General features: G+C 64.7%; 15 protein-coding genes. 12 read left to right on the top strand and 3 right to left on the bottom strand.

The window, feature by feature from the left end:
• Positions 1–36: 36 nt before the first annotated feature.
• Together CT676_RS27420 and CT676_RS27415 are read left to right on the top strand one after the other, a co-directional pair.
• Positions 37–663 (top strand): CoA pyrophosphatase, encoded by a 627-nt coding sequence (locus CT676_RS27420; RefSeq protein ID WP_085400930.1) that lies wholly within the window; start codon positions 37–39, stop codon positions 661–663.
• Positions 664–719: 56 nt separating this feature from the next.
• Complete coding sequence (locus CT676_RS27415; protein WP_085400931.1) at positions 720–1,934, top strand: hypothetical protein; 1,215 nt, start codon at positions 720–722, stop codon at positions 1,932–1,934.
• Positions 1,935–2,106: 172 nt separating this feature from the next.
• On the opposite strand, the gene CT676_RS27410 is transcribed toward CT676_RS27415, so the two are convergent.
• Positions 2,107–2,415 carry a hypothetical protein gene (locus CT676_RS27410; protein ID WP_085400981.1) on the bottom strand — a complete coding sequence of 103 codons (309 nt, stop codon included), beginning with the start codon at positions 2,413–2,415 and terminating at the stop codon, positions 2,107–2,109.
• A 197-nt stretch (positions 2,416–2,612) separates the two neighbouring features.
• Between CT676_RS27410 and CT676_RS27405 the strand changes: the two genes are divergently transcribed.
• The 5 genes from CT676_RS27405 (at position 2,613) to CT676_RS27385 (ending at position 7,773) form a co-directional block, all read left to right on the top strand.
• On the top strand, positions 2,613–3,092 hold the full coding sequence (locus tag CT676_RS27405; RefSeq protein WP_085400933.1) for a hypothetical protein: 480 nt from the start codon (positions 2,613–2,615) through the stop codon (positions 3,090–3,092).
• Positions 3,093–3,302: 210 nt separating this feature from the next.
• Positions 3,303–4,250 (top strand): TAXI family TRAP transporter solute-binding subunit, encoded by a 948-nt coding sequence (locus CT676_RS27400; RefSeq protein WP_063985861.1) that lies wholly within the window; start codon positions 3,303–3,305, stop codon positions 4,248–4,250.
• Between the two features lie 187 nt (positions 4,251–4,437).
• A complete protein-coding gene (locus CT676_RS27395; RefSeq protein WP_085400935.1) occupies positions 4,438–6,546 on the top strand; it encodes a TRAP transporter permease in 2,109 nt (702 codons plus the stop codon).
• The gene (locus tag CT676_RS27390) at positions 6,543–6,920 is read left to right on the top strand and encodes a DUF1850 domain-containing protein (protein WP_167768178.1); all 378 of its coding nucleotides are present in this window, start codon (positions 6,543–6,545) and stop codon (positions 6,918–6,920) included. Before CT676_RS27395 ends, CT676_RS27390 begins: the two co-directional genes overlap by 4 nt.
• A 46-nt stretch (positions 6,921–6,966) precedes the next feature.
• Positions 6,967–7,773: a glucose 1-dehydrogenase gene (locus CT676_RS27385; protein ID WP_085400938.1), complete on the top strand. Its 807-nt coding sequence runs from the start codon at positions 6,967–6,969 to the stop codon at positions 7,771–7,773.
• Between the two features lie 166 nt (positions 7,774–7,939).
• On the opposite strand, the gene CT676_RS27380 is transcribed toward CT676_RS27385, so the two are convergent.
• Together CT676_RS27380 and CT676_RS27375 are read right to left on the bottom strand one after the other, a co-directional pair.
• Complete coding sequence (locus tag CT676_RS27380; RefSeq protein ID WP_135215753.1) at positions 7,940–8,710, bottom strand: hypothetical protein; 771 nt, start codon at positions 8,708–8,710, stop codon at positions 7,940–7,942.
• 86 nt (positions 8,711–8,796) lie between these two features.
• Entirely contained in the window at positions 8,797–10,374 is a 1,578-nt protein-coding gene (locus CT676_RS27375; protein ID WP_085400941.1) for a sodium:proton antiporter, read from the bottom strand.
• A gap of 118 nt (positions 10,375–10,492) precedes the next feature.
• Between CT676_RS27375 and CT676_RS27370 the strand changes: the two genes are divergently transcribed.
• From CT676_RS27370 to CT676_RS27350, 5 genes are all read left to right on the top strand, one after another.
• Complete coding sequence (locus tag CT676_RS27370; RefSeq protein WP_085400943.1) at positions 10,493–11,257, top strand: tetratricopeptide repeat protein; 765 nt, start codon at positions 10,493–10,495, stop codon at positions 11,255–11,257.
• A 133-nt stretch (positions 11,258–11,390) separates the two neighbouring features.
• A complete protein-coding gene (locus CT676_RS27365; RefSeq protein ID WP_135215752.1) occupies positions 11,391–12,776 on the top strand; it encodes a tetratricopeptide repeat protein in 1,386 nt (461 codons plus the stop codon).
• Between the two features lie 329 nt (positions 12,777–13,105).
• A complete protein-coding gene (locus CT676_RS27360; protein WP_085400945.1) occupies positions 13,106–15,016 on the top strand; it encodes a propionyl-CoA synthetase in 1,911 nt (636 codons plus the stop codon).
• Positions 15,017–15,276: 260 nt separating this feature from the next.
• Positions 15,277–15,546, top strand: a complete 270-nt coding sequence (locus CT676_RS27355) for a hypothetical protein (protein WP_085400946.1) — start codon at positions 15,277–15,279, stop codon at positions 15,544–15,546.
• Between the two features lie 181 nt (positions 15,547–15,727).
• Positions 15,728–16,474, top strand: a complete 747-nt coding sequence (locus CT676_RS27350) for an OmpW family outer membrane protein (protein ID WP_135215751.1) — start codon at positions 15,728–15,730, stop codon at positions 16,472–16,474.
• Positions 16,475–16,516: the final 42 nt, after the last annotated feature.

The following is a 16,516-nucleotide window of genomic DNA, read 5'->3' as shown; positions in this document are numbered from 1 at the left end:
ATTTCATCGGGGCCTGACGTGGTGTAGTCAAGCATCATGAGACCGTTCGACGATGCCACACGGCGGAATATCGCGGCTGCCTGCGCGGCCTTCACGCGCCTGCCGGAGGATGATGCGCCCGCCGCATTGAAGCACGCCGCGGTGGCGGTCGCGCTGACCGCGGCGAGTGACGGCGATGACACCGCATTCCTGCTCACGCTGCGCGCGTCACACCTGCGCGCCCATCGCGGCCAATGGGCCTTGCCGGGCGGCCGCTGCGATGCCGGCGAGACGCCGGTCGAAGCGGCGCTGCGCGAGCTTGATGAGGAGCTTGGCCTCCGCCTTTCGCATGCGGAGGTGCTCGGCACGCTCGACGATTATCCGACTCGCTCCGGCTATCTGATCACGCCGGTGGTGGTCTGGACGGCCGACAGTGCCGCGATCCGGCCGAACCCGGATGAGGTCGCCTCGGTCCACCGCATCGCGCTCGCGACGATCGAGCGCGAAGACGCGTTCGACTTCATCGCGATTCCCGAAAGCTCCCGCCGCGTGATCCGCTTCCATCACGAGAAGAGCCTGATCCACGCGCCGACCGCGGCGCTGATCTACCAGTTCCGTGAGGTGCTGGCGGGACGTCACACCCGCGTCACCGAGCTGGAACAGCCGGTGTTCGCCTGGAAGTGACGATGGTAAACGGCGCGTTAACGTGACGGTTACCGGATGCCTGCTAAGAGGGCAGCATGCATCATTCGATTCGAAAACATCTCGCGCTAGTTCCATTCGCGCTCGTCCTGCTCGCGCCCACTGCGCGAGGCGGCGAGGCCGACGCGCTGCCGCCGGCCGTCCGCGATGCCAAGGCCCAGTTGCTGTCGCAGTTCTTTGCGCAGGGTGGCGCGTCGCCGGCCGTGCTCGAATATCGCCGCAAGCTGCAGGAATATCAGGCGGCGCGCGGGGCCTTCGACGAAGAGGCGGGTGCCTATTGGAGCCAGATCTCCGAGAAGCGGAAAGGCCGCAACGCCAAGCGGCGCAGCGGACAGCAGGTGACGCTTGACGATTATGTGCTGCAGCATCCGCCGCTCTATAACGGGCCGAAGCGGCCGGTGAATCCGGAGCCGGAAGAAACGCCGGATCGTCCGACCAGAAAGCCGATACCGGTGGTCGCCGATCTCCTGCAGGCGGCACGCGAGCTCTATCAGTTCACGCCGCAGCGGCCGTCCAGCGAGGTCGAGTTCAAGCGCGCCTATGCGCGCTACGCGCTCGCCTCGGGGCTGACGCGCGAGCAGGCGGTGCGGGTCTATTCGTTCGAGACCGGCGGCACCGGCAATTACGACGTGCAGGCGGGTATTGAGCATGGCGGCAAGCGCGCGATCTCGACCGCGATGGGCTACAACCAGCTCCTGACCACCAACAGCGTCGAGCTGCTGGCCGAGCAGGGCCATGAACTCATCCGCGCGCTTTCCGACAAGGTGGCGCGGACGTCCGGGCCGGCGCGCCAGCCGCTCGAGCACAAGCTTGCCGTGCTGAAGAAGATGGTGGCGCAGGCGAAATCGGTGCCGGACACCTGGTCGGAGCACGAGAAGATCGGCAACACCGCGCAGGGCTGGGCCATGCATGCCATGGTGCTGGACATCGATATCGGCCCGATGCTGCAAACCCATAAGCTTTTGACTTCGGTGCTGTTCGCGCGCACCAAGGGCTACACCCGGCCGCTCACCGCCGCCGAGCTCGAGATGATGAACCTCACCGGCGACGGCACCGGCCTCGACATGGTGACGATGCCGCAGGCGATGCGCGAGCAGGTGCCGACCTCGAACTTCTTCCAGCGCGGCGGCTACGAGCGCAACCCGGTCGCGATCCGCCACAACACGGTGGCCAAGCTGCTGGCGGTGACGGATACGCGGATGGACTCGAACAGCAACAATGCCGGCGCACGGGAGCTGGCGGGGGCGTTCTAGTCCTCGCTGCCACATCCTCCGCTGTCATGCCCCGGCTTGACCGGGGCATCCAGTACGCCGCAGCCTCTCGATTGAAGCACAACGGCCTCTGGAATACTGGATCACCCGCCCCAGTGCGCAAGCGCGCACAAGGCGGGTGATGACACCGAGTGCTTGGGTTGGCCGTCGCCCCTTACTGATCCGACCCGAACTTGAACTTGCCGTCGCCTTCGAGATACGGGCCGCTGCGCATGTAGAGCTGGCCGTTGTGGCCGATGAAGAACAGCGTGCCTTTCGGCACCTTCTTGGCGCCCTTCAGGAGTTCACCGGCATTGTTGGTGCCCATCTTGTAGGAGAAGGTCTTGCCGTCCTTGTCATAGGCATAGCCGGTGTCGGGCTTGAGCTCCCAGGGCGTTGCCGCGGTCTGCGCCAATGCGGGTGCGCTGAATGCGCCGAGCGTTGCTGTGAGTGCAAGTGCAAATGTCTTCGTTGAAAATGCCATCATCCCATCCTCCCCATCGTTGGGGTTGCCATCTTGAACAAATCACGAACGGCGTTTACAGGTCAATTTGCGAAAGCGCCGCAGCGCATCACGTCCTGCCCAGCAGTTTGTGATTTTCCCTTCGTCCCCGCGCGACTATGTTCCGCTTTCAGTCTAGAACGCAATTCGACAAAAATATTGGTAGGGGGATGATTCGGATGAACCAAGTCGTGAAAGCCTGCTCAGCCGCCGCGCTGTTGGTGACGGCGCTGGCGCCCGTCGCCCGGGCGGATGACTACCAACTCAGCCACAACCAGCGGATTTCGTGCAGCCGTGGCCTCGCCCCGGGCAAGCTGAACACCGCGACCTGCAAGTCTTACACCTACCTGTTCAACACCAAGACCTCGGAATATTTCCGCTGCCAGGTCTCGCTGGCGCTGACCCGCGACAACAAGGAAGTCATCAACGTCCAGACCGACGGCGGCTGCACCAAGAAGCCGCGCATCTTCGAGACCGACGGCAAATACGATTTCGACGCGACCGAGACCGAACCGCCGAACACCAACTCGTTCTTCGGCCCCGGCGGCTATTCGGTCTGGGCCGCCGACGTCACCGCGCAGAAGGTGCGCGGCTGCATCATCATCTCCTCCGGCCTCGGCTCCGACATCTCCAAGTGCCTGGACATGACCTTCCAATAAGGGCTTGCCAGCAAGAGCTTGCCAGTAAGGCTTGCCGGCGAGGGCGAGACACGCGCCAGACCCTGATTGCGCCACCTCGCCGCACCCGCGGGTTCCCCAAAAATCGAGCCGGGTCAGCCGTTTACCGCAGTCCTGTTGTGACTTTTGGATGGGTTGACCCGCTTCCCCCATCCGGCCAATTTCCCGGCCGGTTTGGGGAGTACAACAACCATGAAACGGACGATTTTCGGCGCGGCCGCGGCTCTTGCCCTGGCGGCGTCGGCACCTTGCGCGCATGCGCAATCCTTCATCAACGTGCTGACCGGCGGCACCTCCGGCGTCTACTATCCGCTCGGGGTCGCGATCGGAAAGATCTACGGCGACAAGATTCCGAATGTGAAGACGCAGGTGCAGGCCACCAAGGCGTCGGTCGAGAACCTGATCCTGCTCCAGCAGGGCCGCGGTGAAATTGCGTTCACGCTGGGTGACTCGCTCAAAGCCGCCTGGGAGGGCGACGAGGAAGCCGGCTTCAAGTCCAAGCTGGACAAGCTGCGCACCATCGGCGCGATCTATCCGAACTACATCCAGATTGTCGCGACCGCCGAATCGGGCATCAAGACGCTCGCAGACCTCAAGGGCAAGAGCCTCTCGGTCGGCGCGCCGAAGTCGGGCACCGAGCTCAATTCCCGTGCGATCCTCGCGGCCGCAGGTATGACCTATAAGGACCTCGGCAAGGTCGAATATCTGCCGTTCGCCGAATCCGTCGACCTCATGAAGAACCGCCAGTTGGGCGCGACGCTTCAATCGGCCGGCCTTGGCGTCGCCTCGCTGAAGGATCTCTCGAGTTCGGCCTCGATCACCGTGGTGTCGGTGCCGAAGGAGACCATCGACAAGATCGGCCCGCCCTTCATCTCGGCAATCATTCCGGCCAATACCTATACCGGCCAGGACAAGGACGTGCCGACCGCGGCCGTGGTCAACTATCTCGTGACGAGCTCCGCGGTGTCGGACGACCTCGCCTACCAGATGACCAAGCTGATCTTCGAGTCGCTGCCCGAATTGCAGAACGCCCATGCCGCGGGCAAGGAGATCAAGCTCGAGGCGGCCGCCACCGGCAGCCCGGTTCCGCTGCATCCCGGCGCGATCCGCTATTACAAGGAAAAAGGGCTGATCAAGTAAGATCAGCTCCATTCGTGTCGTCATGCCCGGGCAAAAGCGCGAAGCGCGTCTTCGCGCAGATGTCCCGGGCATCCACGTTCTTGGCGACACCGTAGGCCGTGGATGGCCGGGACAAGCCCGGCCATGACGCGTGCGGTGGCACTGCCAATGTTATAATGACGCACCATAAGGGCTCGGGGACATATCGATGTTGCAGGCAGAGGGCTCCGCAGGGCCTATCAAGGTTGAATTCGACAATTTCGAGCACGGTTTTCCGGAAGGTTTTGGTCCGGGCTGGTGGGGCACTCTCGCCTACTGGATCGGCATTGCCTTCGCCACCTTCCAGCTCTATGTCGCCGCCTTCAACTATCTGCCGAGCCAGGTGGTGCGCGGGGTACATGTCGGTTTCCTCGTTCTCCTCACTTTCGGCCTGATCGCCAACTTCACCGCGAAGAGCGATGTCGGTCGCGCGCTTGGCTGGGTGATCGGCGGCGCCGGCTTCTTCTGCGGCCTCTATCAATGGATCTTCTATGCCGACCTGATTGCGCGCGACGGCGATCCGACGCGGCTCGATCTCGCGGTCGGCACGCTGCTCGCGGTGCTGATCTTCGAGGGCACGCGGCGCCTGATGGGCGCGGCGCTACCGCTGATGTGCGGCGCGTGTCTCGTCTACTGGTTCTTCGGGCAATATCTGCCGTCGCCGCTCAACCATCGCGGCTACGACTTCGACCAGATCGTCACGCATCTGTCGTTCGGCACCGAAGGTTTTTACGGTGTGCCGATCTACGTCTCGGCGACCTACATCTTCCTGTTCATCCTGTTCGGCTCGTTCCTGGAACGCGCCGGCATGATCCAGCTCTTCACCGATGTCTCGCTCGGCCTGTTCGGCAGGACGCGCGGCGGACCTGCGAAGGTTGCGGTGTTCGCCTCGGGCATGATGGGCACCATCTCCGGCTCCGGCGTCGCCAACGTCGTCACCGTCGGCCAGTTCACGATTCCGCTGATGATCAGGTTCGGCTATCGCCGCGCCTTTGCCGCCGGTGTCGAGGCGACGGCCTCGATGGGCGGGCAGATCATGCCGCCGGTGATGGGCGCGGTCGCCTTCATCATGGCGGAGACGCTCGGCGTCCAGTACTCGGAAATCGTCAAGGCGGCGGCGATCCCCGCCATCCTCTATTTCGCGTCCGCCTTCTGGATGGTGCATCTGGAAGCCGGCAAGCACGGCCTCGTCGGCATGAAGCGCTCGGAGATTCCGAGCGCCTGGAAGGCGCTGGTGACGCGTTGGTATCTCGTGCTGCCGCTCGCGGCGCTCGTCTACATGCTGTTCGAGGGCTTTACGCCGCTCTATGCTGGCAGCATGGGCCTTGCGCTCACGGTGACACTGATCCTCGGCGCCAGCATCACGGCCGGCGCCTCCTCGATGGTCGTCCGCTCCATCTTCTGGATCGGACTTGCGCTCGTCGTCGGCGCGCTGTCGCGCGACGGTCTCCAGATCGTGCCGGTCGCGAGCGTCGTCGTCGGGCTGATCGTGATCACGGCGTTCGTGCGCGGCGGGTTCGCGGCCTTGCGCGAATGCCGCAATGCGCTGGCCGAGAGTGCGAAGTCGGCGATCACGGTGGGTATGGCCTGCGCCATCGTCGGCGTCATCATCGGCATGATGTCGCAGACCGGCGTCGGCACCATTTTTGGCAGCTGGGTGATCGGTCTCGGCGAGAAGAGCCTGTTCCTGGCGTTGATCATGACCATGCTGCTGTCGATCCTGCTCGGCACCGGCATTCCGACCATCCCGACCTACATCATCACCGCCGCGCTCGCCGCGCCGGCGCTGGCGAAGCTCGGCGTGCCCCTGATCGCGAGCCACATGTTCGCGTTCTATTACGGCATCATGGCCGACCTCTCGCCGCCGGTGGCACTCGCCGCATTGGCGGCGGCGCCGATCGCGAAGGAGAATCCGGACAAGATCGGCTGGGAGGCGATGCGTATCGCGCTAGCCGGCTACGTCATTCCGTTCATCTTCGTCTATTCGCCGGCGCTGATGCTGCAGGCCGGCGATCCCATGGCGGCCAAGCTCGGCTTCTATGGTGCGGTGGCGCTCGCGACCTTCAAGGCGCTGGTGGCGATCGGCCTGTTCGGCATGGTCGCGATCGGTTTTCTGTTCACGCGCATGACGCTGCTCGAACGCGTGCTCGCGCTCGGAGCCGCGCTCTGCCTGCTCGGTGACTTCGCCTTCAGCGACACCGCCGGCTTCGTGCTCTCCGCCGCGCTCTTGCTGTGGCAGTGGCGGCAGCGTCCGCCCGCCGTCGTCGAAGCCGCGTGAGCCTCTGCTTCGCAACAGCGGGTGGCGTGAAAGCGCTGGCGCTTTCCGCCTTCACGCTGGTGTGGACGCATTCGATCGCGAAGGTCGACTGGCAGGAGGACTGGCGCGTCACGCCTGCCGGCCTCGACCTGGTGCAGGCGCGGGTCAAAGGCACCGGGCCCGGCATGGAGCCGCCGCCCGAGGCGCGCCTCGTCGACGGCTGGTTTCAATGGCAGCCGCAGCGTGCACCGATGCAGGAGGTCGTGCTTGGCAATTCCGGCGCGGCCGGGGAATGGCGGTTATGCCATGATGGAAGCTGCCGGACTCTTTCGGAGATTGTCGGGCATCCCATCGGTGCTAACGTCACCACGATGAAGGTCTGTAACGATCCGTAGCTCGCCACGCCCGGGCTACAATTAACAACAACACGGGAGACACGCGATGGATCGGCTCAAGGGCAAGGTTGCGATGGTGGTGGGCGCCGGCTCGATCGGGCCCGGCTGGGGCAACGGCAAGGCGACCGCGGTGACCTTTGCGCGCGAGGGCGCGCAGGTGTTTTGCGTCGATCGCAACGGTGCCGCAGCCGAGGAGACCGCGAAGATCATCACGGGTGAGGGCGGCAATGCGACTGCCTTCACCGCGGACGTCTCGCGCGCGAGCGAGATCGAGGCGATGGTGGCGGCGTGCCTGAAAGCCTATGGCCGCATCGATGTGCTCGACAACAATGTCGGCATCGCCGAGATGGGCAGCGTGGTCGAGGTCGCCGAGGAGAGCTGGGACCGCGTCTTCACTGTCAACCTCAAGAGCGCCTATCTCGCCATGAAGCACATCGTCCCCGTGATGGTGAAGCAGGGCGGCGGCTCGATCATCAACATCTCCTCGATCGCCTCGATCCGGCATGTCGGGATTTCCTATGTCAGCTACAACGCCAGCAAGGCGGCAATGAACCAGCTGACGCGCTCCACCGCGATCGAGTTCGCGAAGAACCATGTGCGGGTGAATGCAATCCTGCCCGGCCTGATGAAGACGCCGATGGTGGAGCATTCCGCGGGTCTCGCGAACAGCTACGCCAAGGGCGACGTCGAAGCGATGTGGCGCGCGCGCGATGCGCAGGTGCCGATGGGGCACATGGGCGAGGCCTGGGACGTCGCCAATGCCGCGCTGTTCCTGGCGTCGGACGAGTCGAAATATGTGACGGGGATCGAGCTGGTGGTCGACGGCGGGATCACGTGCAAGGCGGGGGCGTAGCTCCAATTTCCTTCGTCGTCCCGGGACGCGCAAAGCGCGAACCCGGGACCCATAGCCACAGGACGAAGTTGCCGCGCGAGCTAGCAACTCCGAGTCTTCGCCAAACCACGTCCTGTGGCTATGGATCCCGGATCTGCGCTGCGCTTGTCCGGGACGACAGCGGTGACTACTGCGCCAGCGCCAGGATGCCTCCGGCAAACGAATGCCACGCCGCACTCTCGCTGATCGGCCAGTTCAGCACCTTCACCGCCAGCAGCGCGAGCGTACCGTAGATGTAGACCGGGTGCACGCGGCCATCGGTGCGCCAGTCGCGCACCATAGCGACGACGAGCAGGAGCGAAGCGACCACGGCCGGGGCGATCGTGACGGGCACCGGCGGCGGGCCGGGCGGTCCGGGAGGCGCGAGGAAGGTAATGAACCAGCGCGCGATCGCGGCGTCGAGGATCGAGACCGCGGCAAGCAGCATAAGGCGCTTGTGAATCTCGGGCTTTCGCGTGTTGATGATCGCGAGCACGAACACCACCGCGAAGAACGCGATGCCGCTCATCGGCACGATCGAGAAGCCGATGCCGGCATCCTTCTGCCCAAGTGCGGCGGCGTGCTGCATCACGTGCACCGAGGCGAGGAAGCCGAAGATCGTCATCGCGGTCGCAAGCGACACGCCGGCAATCCCGAGCGCGCGGTGATTGACCACGCGGCCCGACGCCGCGAGCCAGGTCTGGATCACGAAATAGAGAGACCAGGTGAAGAACAGGAGTCCGTGAAAATGAATCACCGGGCTCGCGGAAAACGTCCGCTGCGCGAGCGGTACGAAATAGGTCGGCGCGAAGCCGAGAAACGCGGTGGCCGCGCAGGCCAGTGCCATATTGAGATAAAAAAATCGTGCAGGCGACGCATCACGCGCGCGTACACGACGGTCGTCGATCAAGGTCGTCATCTGGAATGAGTCTGGAGAGGCGGTGTTTGGTTCAAGCTCCTGACCACCTGGATAGGCCGGGACGCCGCTCAACGCTCGAGCGGAGTTTAACCGCCCGCGCTCAACTCTGCGCGATCGAGCTCTTCCTCGATCCGGTGAAACGCGTCGTCGCCGATCACTTCGGTATCGCGAAGGCCGAGGATCGATTTGCGCGCGGCCTCGATGGCGCGGCGGCGCAGCGGATCGGCGGGCAATTCGCCGCTGGCGATGCCGCCGTGCGGATCGTCGTCGGCCTGCATCAGGATGGCGCGGTATTCGAGCCGCAGGATTTCCGCCTCCTCCGACGGATCGTCCTCGATCGCATCGAGCGCGGCGCGATAGGCGACTGCGCGGGCGCGCGCGACCTCGATACCGACGGGATCGTCGTCCTTGAGGCCGAAGGCGAGAATCAGCGGCCGCAGCGTCAGGCCCTGGATGACCAGCGAGCCCAGCACCACCGCAAAGGCGATGAAGACGATGAAGTCGCGATAGGGGAAGCTTTCCGGCAGGGCGAAGGCGGTGGCGAGCGTGACGAGACCGCGCATGCCGCACCAGGAGATGATGAGGCCACCCTTCGGCGAGGCAACCTGCTTGGGATCCTTCGGATGATAGAGCCCGTGCGCGATCAGGACGCGCAGCGTCGCGCGGTAGAACGTGATCCAGGCAAGCCGCACCAGGACCACTGTGAGCAGGATCCAGGCGGCCGCCACGCAATATTCCCAGCGGACCTCCGCGTCGAGCCGCGTCCAGATCGGCCGCATCTGCATGCCGATCAGCATGAAGGCGAGCACGTTGAGCACGAACACCATCGTCTCCCAGACCGCATAGGACGGCACCCGCAACCGCGCCGGCATGCGCGCCCCCGCGGTGCGCGCGACGGTGATGGCGTAGACGACGATGGTGAGGATGCCGGAGAGGCCGAGATGCTCGGCTGCGATCCAGACCATGAAGGTGGTGGCGAACTGCACGATGATCGCGCTCGGCGCTTCCTTCACGCGTTCCAGGAACAGCGGGATGATGCGCCCGGCCAAAAGACCGGCGAGGACGCTGCCGACCAGCCCGAGTGCAATCGTCGGCGCGACCTCGCTCCATTTCAGATGCTCCATGACGACAGCGCCGACCGCGATGCGATAGATCAGAAGCGCGCTGGCGTCGTTGAGCAGGCTCTCGCCTTCCAGCACCTTCACCATGCGATAGGGCAGCTTGACCTGGCTCAGGATCGCGACCGCGGCCGCCGCATCCGGCGGGGCCACGATGGCGCCGAGCGCAATGGCGGCGGCCCAGGGCATGTCAGGCATCAGCCGGTGCGCGACGAAGGCCACGCCGACCGTGGTCAGGCCGACCGCGGCGACCACCAGGGTCGAGACCGGAACCCAGTTGTTGCGGAGATCGCGCAGCGAGGTGTCGAAGGCGGCATCCATCAGCACCGGTGCGACAAAAAGCGCCAATGCCAGGTCGGGTTCGAGCGTCCAGGACGGGCTGTTCGGCACGAACGCGATCAGCGCGCCGCCGATGGCGAGAAAGGTCGGGTAGGGGACCTTGATCCGCCGCGCCAGCGCCGATAATGCAACGGCGCCGAGCAGAAGCACGATGATCCATTCGAATGTCGACACGTTGATCCCCGAAACCGATTTTGGCTGTGCCACAAGCTAGCACCAATCCGGCCGTATGATGGATAGTGCACCCTCAAGGCAAGGCTCAAGCCAAGACCCAAGCCAAGACCCAGGCCAAGATTCAAGCCAAGACTTTCCGACTGCAGCTAGCATGCGTTCTCAAAATCTCATTCGATTGTCCGGTGCGGTGGCGCTCTTTGCGCTTTCGCTCGGGGCGGCCCGTGCCGCGACCGGCGGCGAGCCCGCCGCCGTCGTGCAGGTCGATGTCGCGCCGTGCCTCGCTGCTGCTGCCGCCGACGACATGGACAAGGCCGGCTCCGCCTGCGCCTCCGTCATCGACAACGAGAAGACGGCCAAGGCGGACCTGGTCAAGGCGCTGGTCGCGCGCGGCGCGCTTTATGCGCGGCATGACCAGGTCGACCGTGCGATCGCCGACGACAGCCGCGCTCTTCAACTCGATCCGACCCTGGCCGACCTCTTCAACGCCCGCGGCGAGCTCTGGCTGAAGAAGGGCGACAAGCCGAAGGCGGTGCAGGATTTCGGCGCCGCACTGAAGATTGATCCGAACCACGAGAAGGCCAAGGCCAATCACAAGGCGATGGCGCGCGAGCTCGAGCGGATCGGCGCGCAGATGGCTGTGGCCGGCAAGCCAAGCTTCAATTGCAAGAGTGCGGCCCGGGCGGTCGAGAAGGCGATCTGCGCCAACCGCGAGCTCGCCGATCTCGATCGGGAGATTTTTGCATCGAATGCCCGCGTGGTCCGGGAGGCGCGCAATCCTGCGGAAGCCAAGGCACTTCAGCGCGAGCAGGACGAATTCATTGCCCGCCGCAATGCTGGTTATGGGCGGGCCGGGTACGATCTGAAGAAGGCGATGCAGGAGCGGCTGCAGCGGATCAACGGGGTGGACGGGTATTGAGGGCTTCCTTCGCCTCTCCCCGCAAACCGGGCGAGGGAGTGCAGGCGCCCGTGCGTCCCTAACAGGCCCGAATTGAACCCATTCCTCGCCCGCCGCGACAATGGTGAACACCTGATGTCACGGAGTCTTCCCGATGTGCGGCACGCGTTCTTCCGCGCAAATGTTCCCGTTTGCCAAAATCCCGCTTCGCGCCTTCCTGCTCAGCGCCGCGATGAGCCTTATCCTCGCCGCCCCGGCCTCTGCTACCGTCGATTGCGTGATGGGCAGCAAGACTGCGCCCGCCGAACTGATCACGGCGTGCGGCGCCATCATCGACCAAACCACCAATTCGAGCTCCGACCGCGCCGCCGCGCTGCTGGTGCGCGCCGACGCCAATGCGCGAACCTCAGGCGGCCTCACGCAGGCGCTGCGGGATATCGACCGCGCCATCGCGTTGGACGGCAAGAACGCAAAGGCCTGGCGCCTGCGCGGCGACCTGCTGCGCGAGGCCGGCGGCGATCTCAACCGTGCCGCGGCTGATCTCAGCAAGGCCATCGAACTCGATCCGCAGGACGCGGAAGCCTACGAGCTGCGCGGCGTCGTCTACACCAATCAGCGCCGGCTCGACCGCGCGCTCGCCGATTACGATCAGGCGATCAAGCTGAAGCCGGATGATGCGCAGGCCTGGTCCGACCGCGGCGTGAACTATTATCTCGGTGGCGACAACGAGAAGGCGATCCGCGATCTCAGCGAGGCGCTGCGGCTCGATCCGAACCGGCCGCGCGCCTACACCAATCGCGGCGCGGCCTACAAGAAGCTCGGTCAGCTCGACAAGGCGGTCGCCGACGACGGCGAGGCGATCAAGCTCGATCCGAAGGTCCCCGAATATTACGACAATCGTGGCCTGGTGCTGGCCGCGATGGGTGAGTACGACAAGGCGATCGCCGACTACGACCAGGCGCTGCGGCTGGCGCCGCGGCCGAACTTCTTCACCAACCGCGGCGACTCTTACCAGCTCAAGGGCGAGCTTGGCGCGGCGCTCAGCGACTACGAGGCTGCGCTCAAGATCGATCCGAATTTCGCGCAGACCTTCAACAACCGCGCGGTGCTTTACAAGAAGATGGGCGAGCGCAAGAAGGCGCTGGCCGATTACGAGACGGCGCTGAAGCTCGATCCCGGCAACGAGAACGCGGCCAACGGCCGCCGCACCATGATGGCGGAGATCGCGAAGTTCGGCGCCGAGCCGCTGCGTCCGCTCGCGGCGAATTCCGGCAACGGCCCGTCGTTCGATTGCGCCACGGCGAAGCGCGAGGTCGAGAAGGTGATCTGCGCCGATCCGCAACTCGGCGTGCTCGATCGCCAGATCGCCGAGACCTATGAGCGCGTGCTGAAGGCCACGAAAGGCCGTTCGGCCGGCGACCTGCGCAAGACCCAGCGCGATTTCCTCGCCACGCGGAATACGAGCTTCGGCCGGCCCGGCTATGATCTGAGGAAGGTCATGCAGGAACGGTTGCAGCGGCTGAATGCGATGGAGAGTTGAGGCGCCTCTACGCGCACACTGCGTTCCCTCCCCCCTTGCGGGGGAGGGTTAGGGAGAGGGGTGGCCACAAACTCCAGACAGAGTTCGTGGCCACCCCTCTCTCCCGCTCTCCCCCGCAAGGGGGGAGAGGGCTCACCTTTGTCGTGGCTCCAGCTTGCTGCGATGGCCTTTCTTCCCTCCCTCCCAAAGACCCATCCTTTTCAGCTTGAACCGCGGCCCGTTCCCGGGAAAATACCTCTCAAACAACGCCGGCACTTGATCCCTGTCATGGCGGGACGCTCGTCCTGTCGGTCAAGTCAAGGCTAGGCGAAAGGGATGGGAGCGCGGGAATGAACGTCAAGGGAACGAGCCTCTATCACGAGGTCCATGCGCGCTCGCTGGCTGATCCCCAGGGCTTCTGGGCCGAGGCGGCCACGGAGATCGACTGGATCGAGCCGCCGAAGACGATCTTCGATGCCTCGCAGGGCGTCTACGGCCGCTGGTTCATGGGAGGCGTCGTCAACACCTGCTACAACGCGCTCGACCGCCATGTCGAACGCGGCCGCGCCGACCAGGTCGCGCTGATCCATGATTCGCCGCTGACGGGCTCGGTCACCAGGTTCACCTATGCCGAGCTATTGGGGGAGGTGCAGGCGCTCGCCGCCATCATGCAGGATTTTGGCGTCGCCAAGGGCGATCGCGTCATCCTCTATATGCCGATGGTGCCGGAGGCCGTCGTCGCGATGCTCGCCTGCGCGCGCATCGGCGCGGTGCACTCGGTGGTGTTCGGCGGCTTTGCCGCCAAGGAACTCGCCACCCGCATCGACGACGCTCAGCCGAAGCTCATTCTCTCCGCAAGCTGCGGCATCGAGCCCGGCCGGATCGTGCAGTACAAGCCGCTGCTCGACGAGGCGATCAAGCTTGCGAGCACGAAGCCGAAGGCCTGCATCGTACTGCAACGTTCCCAGCATATCTGCGACCTCACACCGGGCCGCGACTACGATTGGGAGAGCCTTCGCCGCAAGGCGATGAACGACGGCAAGAAGGCCCCTTGCGTGCCTGTCGCCGCCACCGATCCGCTCTACATCCTCTACACCTCAGGCACGACCGGCATCCCCAAGGGCGTGGTGCGCGACAATGGCGGCCATCTCGTCGCGGTCAAATGGTCGATGTTCAATCTCTATGGCGTCAAGCCGGGCGAGGTCTGGTGGTGTGGCTCCGACATCGGCTGGGTGGTCGGCCACAGCTACATCATCTATGGCCCGCTGCTGCATGGTGCGACGTCGATCATGTACGAGGGCAAGCCAATCGGCACGCCCGATGCCGGCGCGTTCTGGCGCGTCATCAGCGAGCACAAGGCGGTCGCCTTCTTCACCGCACCGACGGCGTTCCGCGCGATCCGCAAGGAGGATCCGGAAGGCAAGTTCATCCGGCAATACGACCTGTCGCAATTCCGCACGCTGTTCCTCGCCGGCGAGCGCGCCGATCCGCCGACGGTGGAATGGGCGGAGCAGCAGTTGAAGGTGCCGGTGATCGACCATTGGTGGCAGACCGAGACGGGCTGGTGCATCGCCGGCAATCCGGTCGGTCTCGGCATGCTGCCGGTGAAGCATGGCTCGCCGACGGTGCCGATGCCGGGCTACCAGGTCGACGTCGTCGACGAAGCCGCAAAGCCCGTCGGCCCCAACACCATGGGCTCGATCGTCATCAAGCTGCCGATGCCGCCGGGTTGCCTGCCGACGTTGTGGAATCAGGACGCGCGCTTCAAGGACGCCTACCTCACTGAATTCCCCGGCTACTACAAAACCTCGGACGCCGGCTACAAGGATGAGGACGGCTATGTCTTCGTGATGGGCCGCACCGACGACATCATCAACGTCGCCGGCCACAGGCTCTCCACCGGCGGCATGGAGGAGATTTTGGCCTCGCATCCGGACGTCGCCGAATGCGCCGTGCTCGGCGTCAAGGACGCGATCAAGGGCGAGGTGCCCTGCGGCTTCCTGGTGCTCAAGGCCGGCGTGAAGCGCGCGCCTGCGGAGATCGAAAAGGAGATCGTCGCGCTGGTGCGCGACAGGCTCGGCCCCGTCGCCGCCTTCAAGCTCGCCATCACCGTCGGCCGCCTGCCGAAGACGCGCTCGGGGAAGATCCTGCGCGGCACCATCAAGAAGATCGCCGATGGCGAAGCCTGGACCATGCCGGCCACGATCGAGGATCCCAAGGTGCTGGACGAGATCGGCGAGGCGCTGAAGGGCAGGGTGTGAGGCGATCTCCGCTGTCATCACCCGCGAAAGCGGGTGATCCAGTACGCCGCGGCCGGAGTTGTGTGACCCAATGACCGCCGCGGAGTACTGGATTCCCCGCCTGCCGCCTACGCTAAAGCTTCGGCGCCCCTGGACCTCAACCCCGGCGAAGCCTTGGCGTAGCCGGGTCGCGGGGAATGACAGCGCGTGGAGAACGACGCCCAGGGACTTACAATCTCCTCATTCCGGGCTAAACAGGGCCGGCCAACAGGGGACCTCGTATGCCACTCGCCACCGCGCCGCGCCTGCTTGTCGCCGTGCTGCTCGCCATCGCTGTCTCCGCCTGCTCCGCGCGCTACCAGACGCCGGTGGCGGTGGGCGGTGACGATGACGACGCGGTCTGTCAGAGTCGCGGCTATGCGCAGGGCTCGCCCGAATACGTGGCATGCCGCAAGGACCGCGACGTCCAGCGCAACGCTGCCACCGCCCGGTCCGACCGCCGTCAGCGCGATCTCGGCGAGTACATGCTGAACCATCCCGAGCGGCCGTGACATCGGCTACGGAATTATCCTGCGCATTCATTCGCGTTTCTCGTGACACATCGGCAACGCCACAACCAAATCGTGTCGCGTCAGTCCTGATTTGATCGGCGTCAAATCCATCACCATCCCCTTTCTGCTCTGACGCTGATGTCGCGCAACGACGCGCGAGAGATGGCTGAAGGGGAATGCAATGAACGGAACGACAAAAAACCTGGCGCGGCTTGCGACGGTTGGCGCGATGCTCGTGGGGACTTTTGGCTCGGTGCAGGCGGCCGATCTGCCTGTCTATAAGAAGGCACCGCCGCCGGTAGAAGCGTTCAATCCGTGGATGGTGCGTCTGCGCGTGCTCGGCGTGTTGCCGGATGCCGGTGGCTCAACCGTCAATGTCGCAGGCGTGCCGTCGCTGTCGTCGCCGAATTCCGGGCTCTCGATCAGCGACCAGGTCGTGCCCGAGCTCGACATCAGCTATTTCTTCACCAAGAACATCGCGGCCGAGCTGATCCTCGGCGTGACCAGGCACTCGATCAGCGGCAACGGCTCGCTCGCGAACCTGCCGATCGGCAAGACCACGCTGCTGCCGCCGACGCTGACCTTGCAATATCACTTCGACAATTTCGGCGCGTTCAAGCCGTATATCGGCGCCGGCGTGAACTACACCGTGTTCTTCAACAATTCGGCTGCCAATGCGCCAGCCGCCATCGTCGGTCCGCCCGCGATCGTTGCCACCACCACCAGCGTGCACGTCAGCAACGCCTGGGGCGGCGCCGTGCAGTTCGGCTTTGACTACATGCTCGACCGGCACTGGGGTCTCAACGTCGACGTCAAGAAGCTCTGGCTGCGGCCGGATTACTCAGCGACCGTCAGCGGCCTGCCGGTCACAGGCACCGCGCATATCGATCCGTGGCTGGTCGGTGGTGGTGTGACGTACAAGTTTTGACGCGTTGTTTGAAGACGAGCTGTGGCCGCGGTTGACCCTGCG

The sequence above is a fragment of the Bradyrhizobium sp. MOS001 genome, assembly GCF_004634465.1.
GTDB classification, from domain to species: Bacteria; Pseudomonadota; Alphaproteobacteria; order Rhizobiales; family Xanthobacteraceae; genus Bradyrhizobium; species Bradyrhizobium barranii.
The sequence above is the reverse complement of the archived record's forward strand: the minus strand, read 5'-3'. Positions and strand labels throughout refer to the sequence as shown.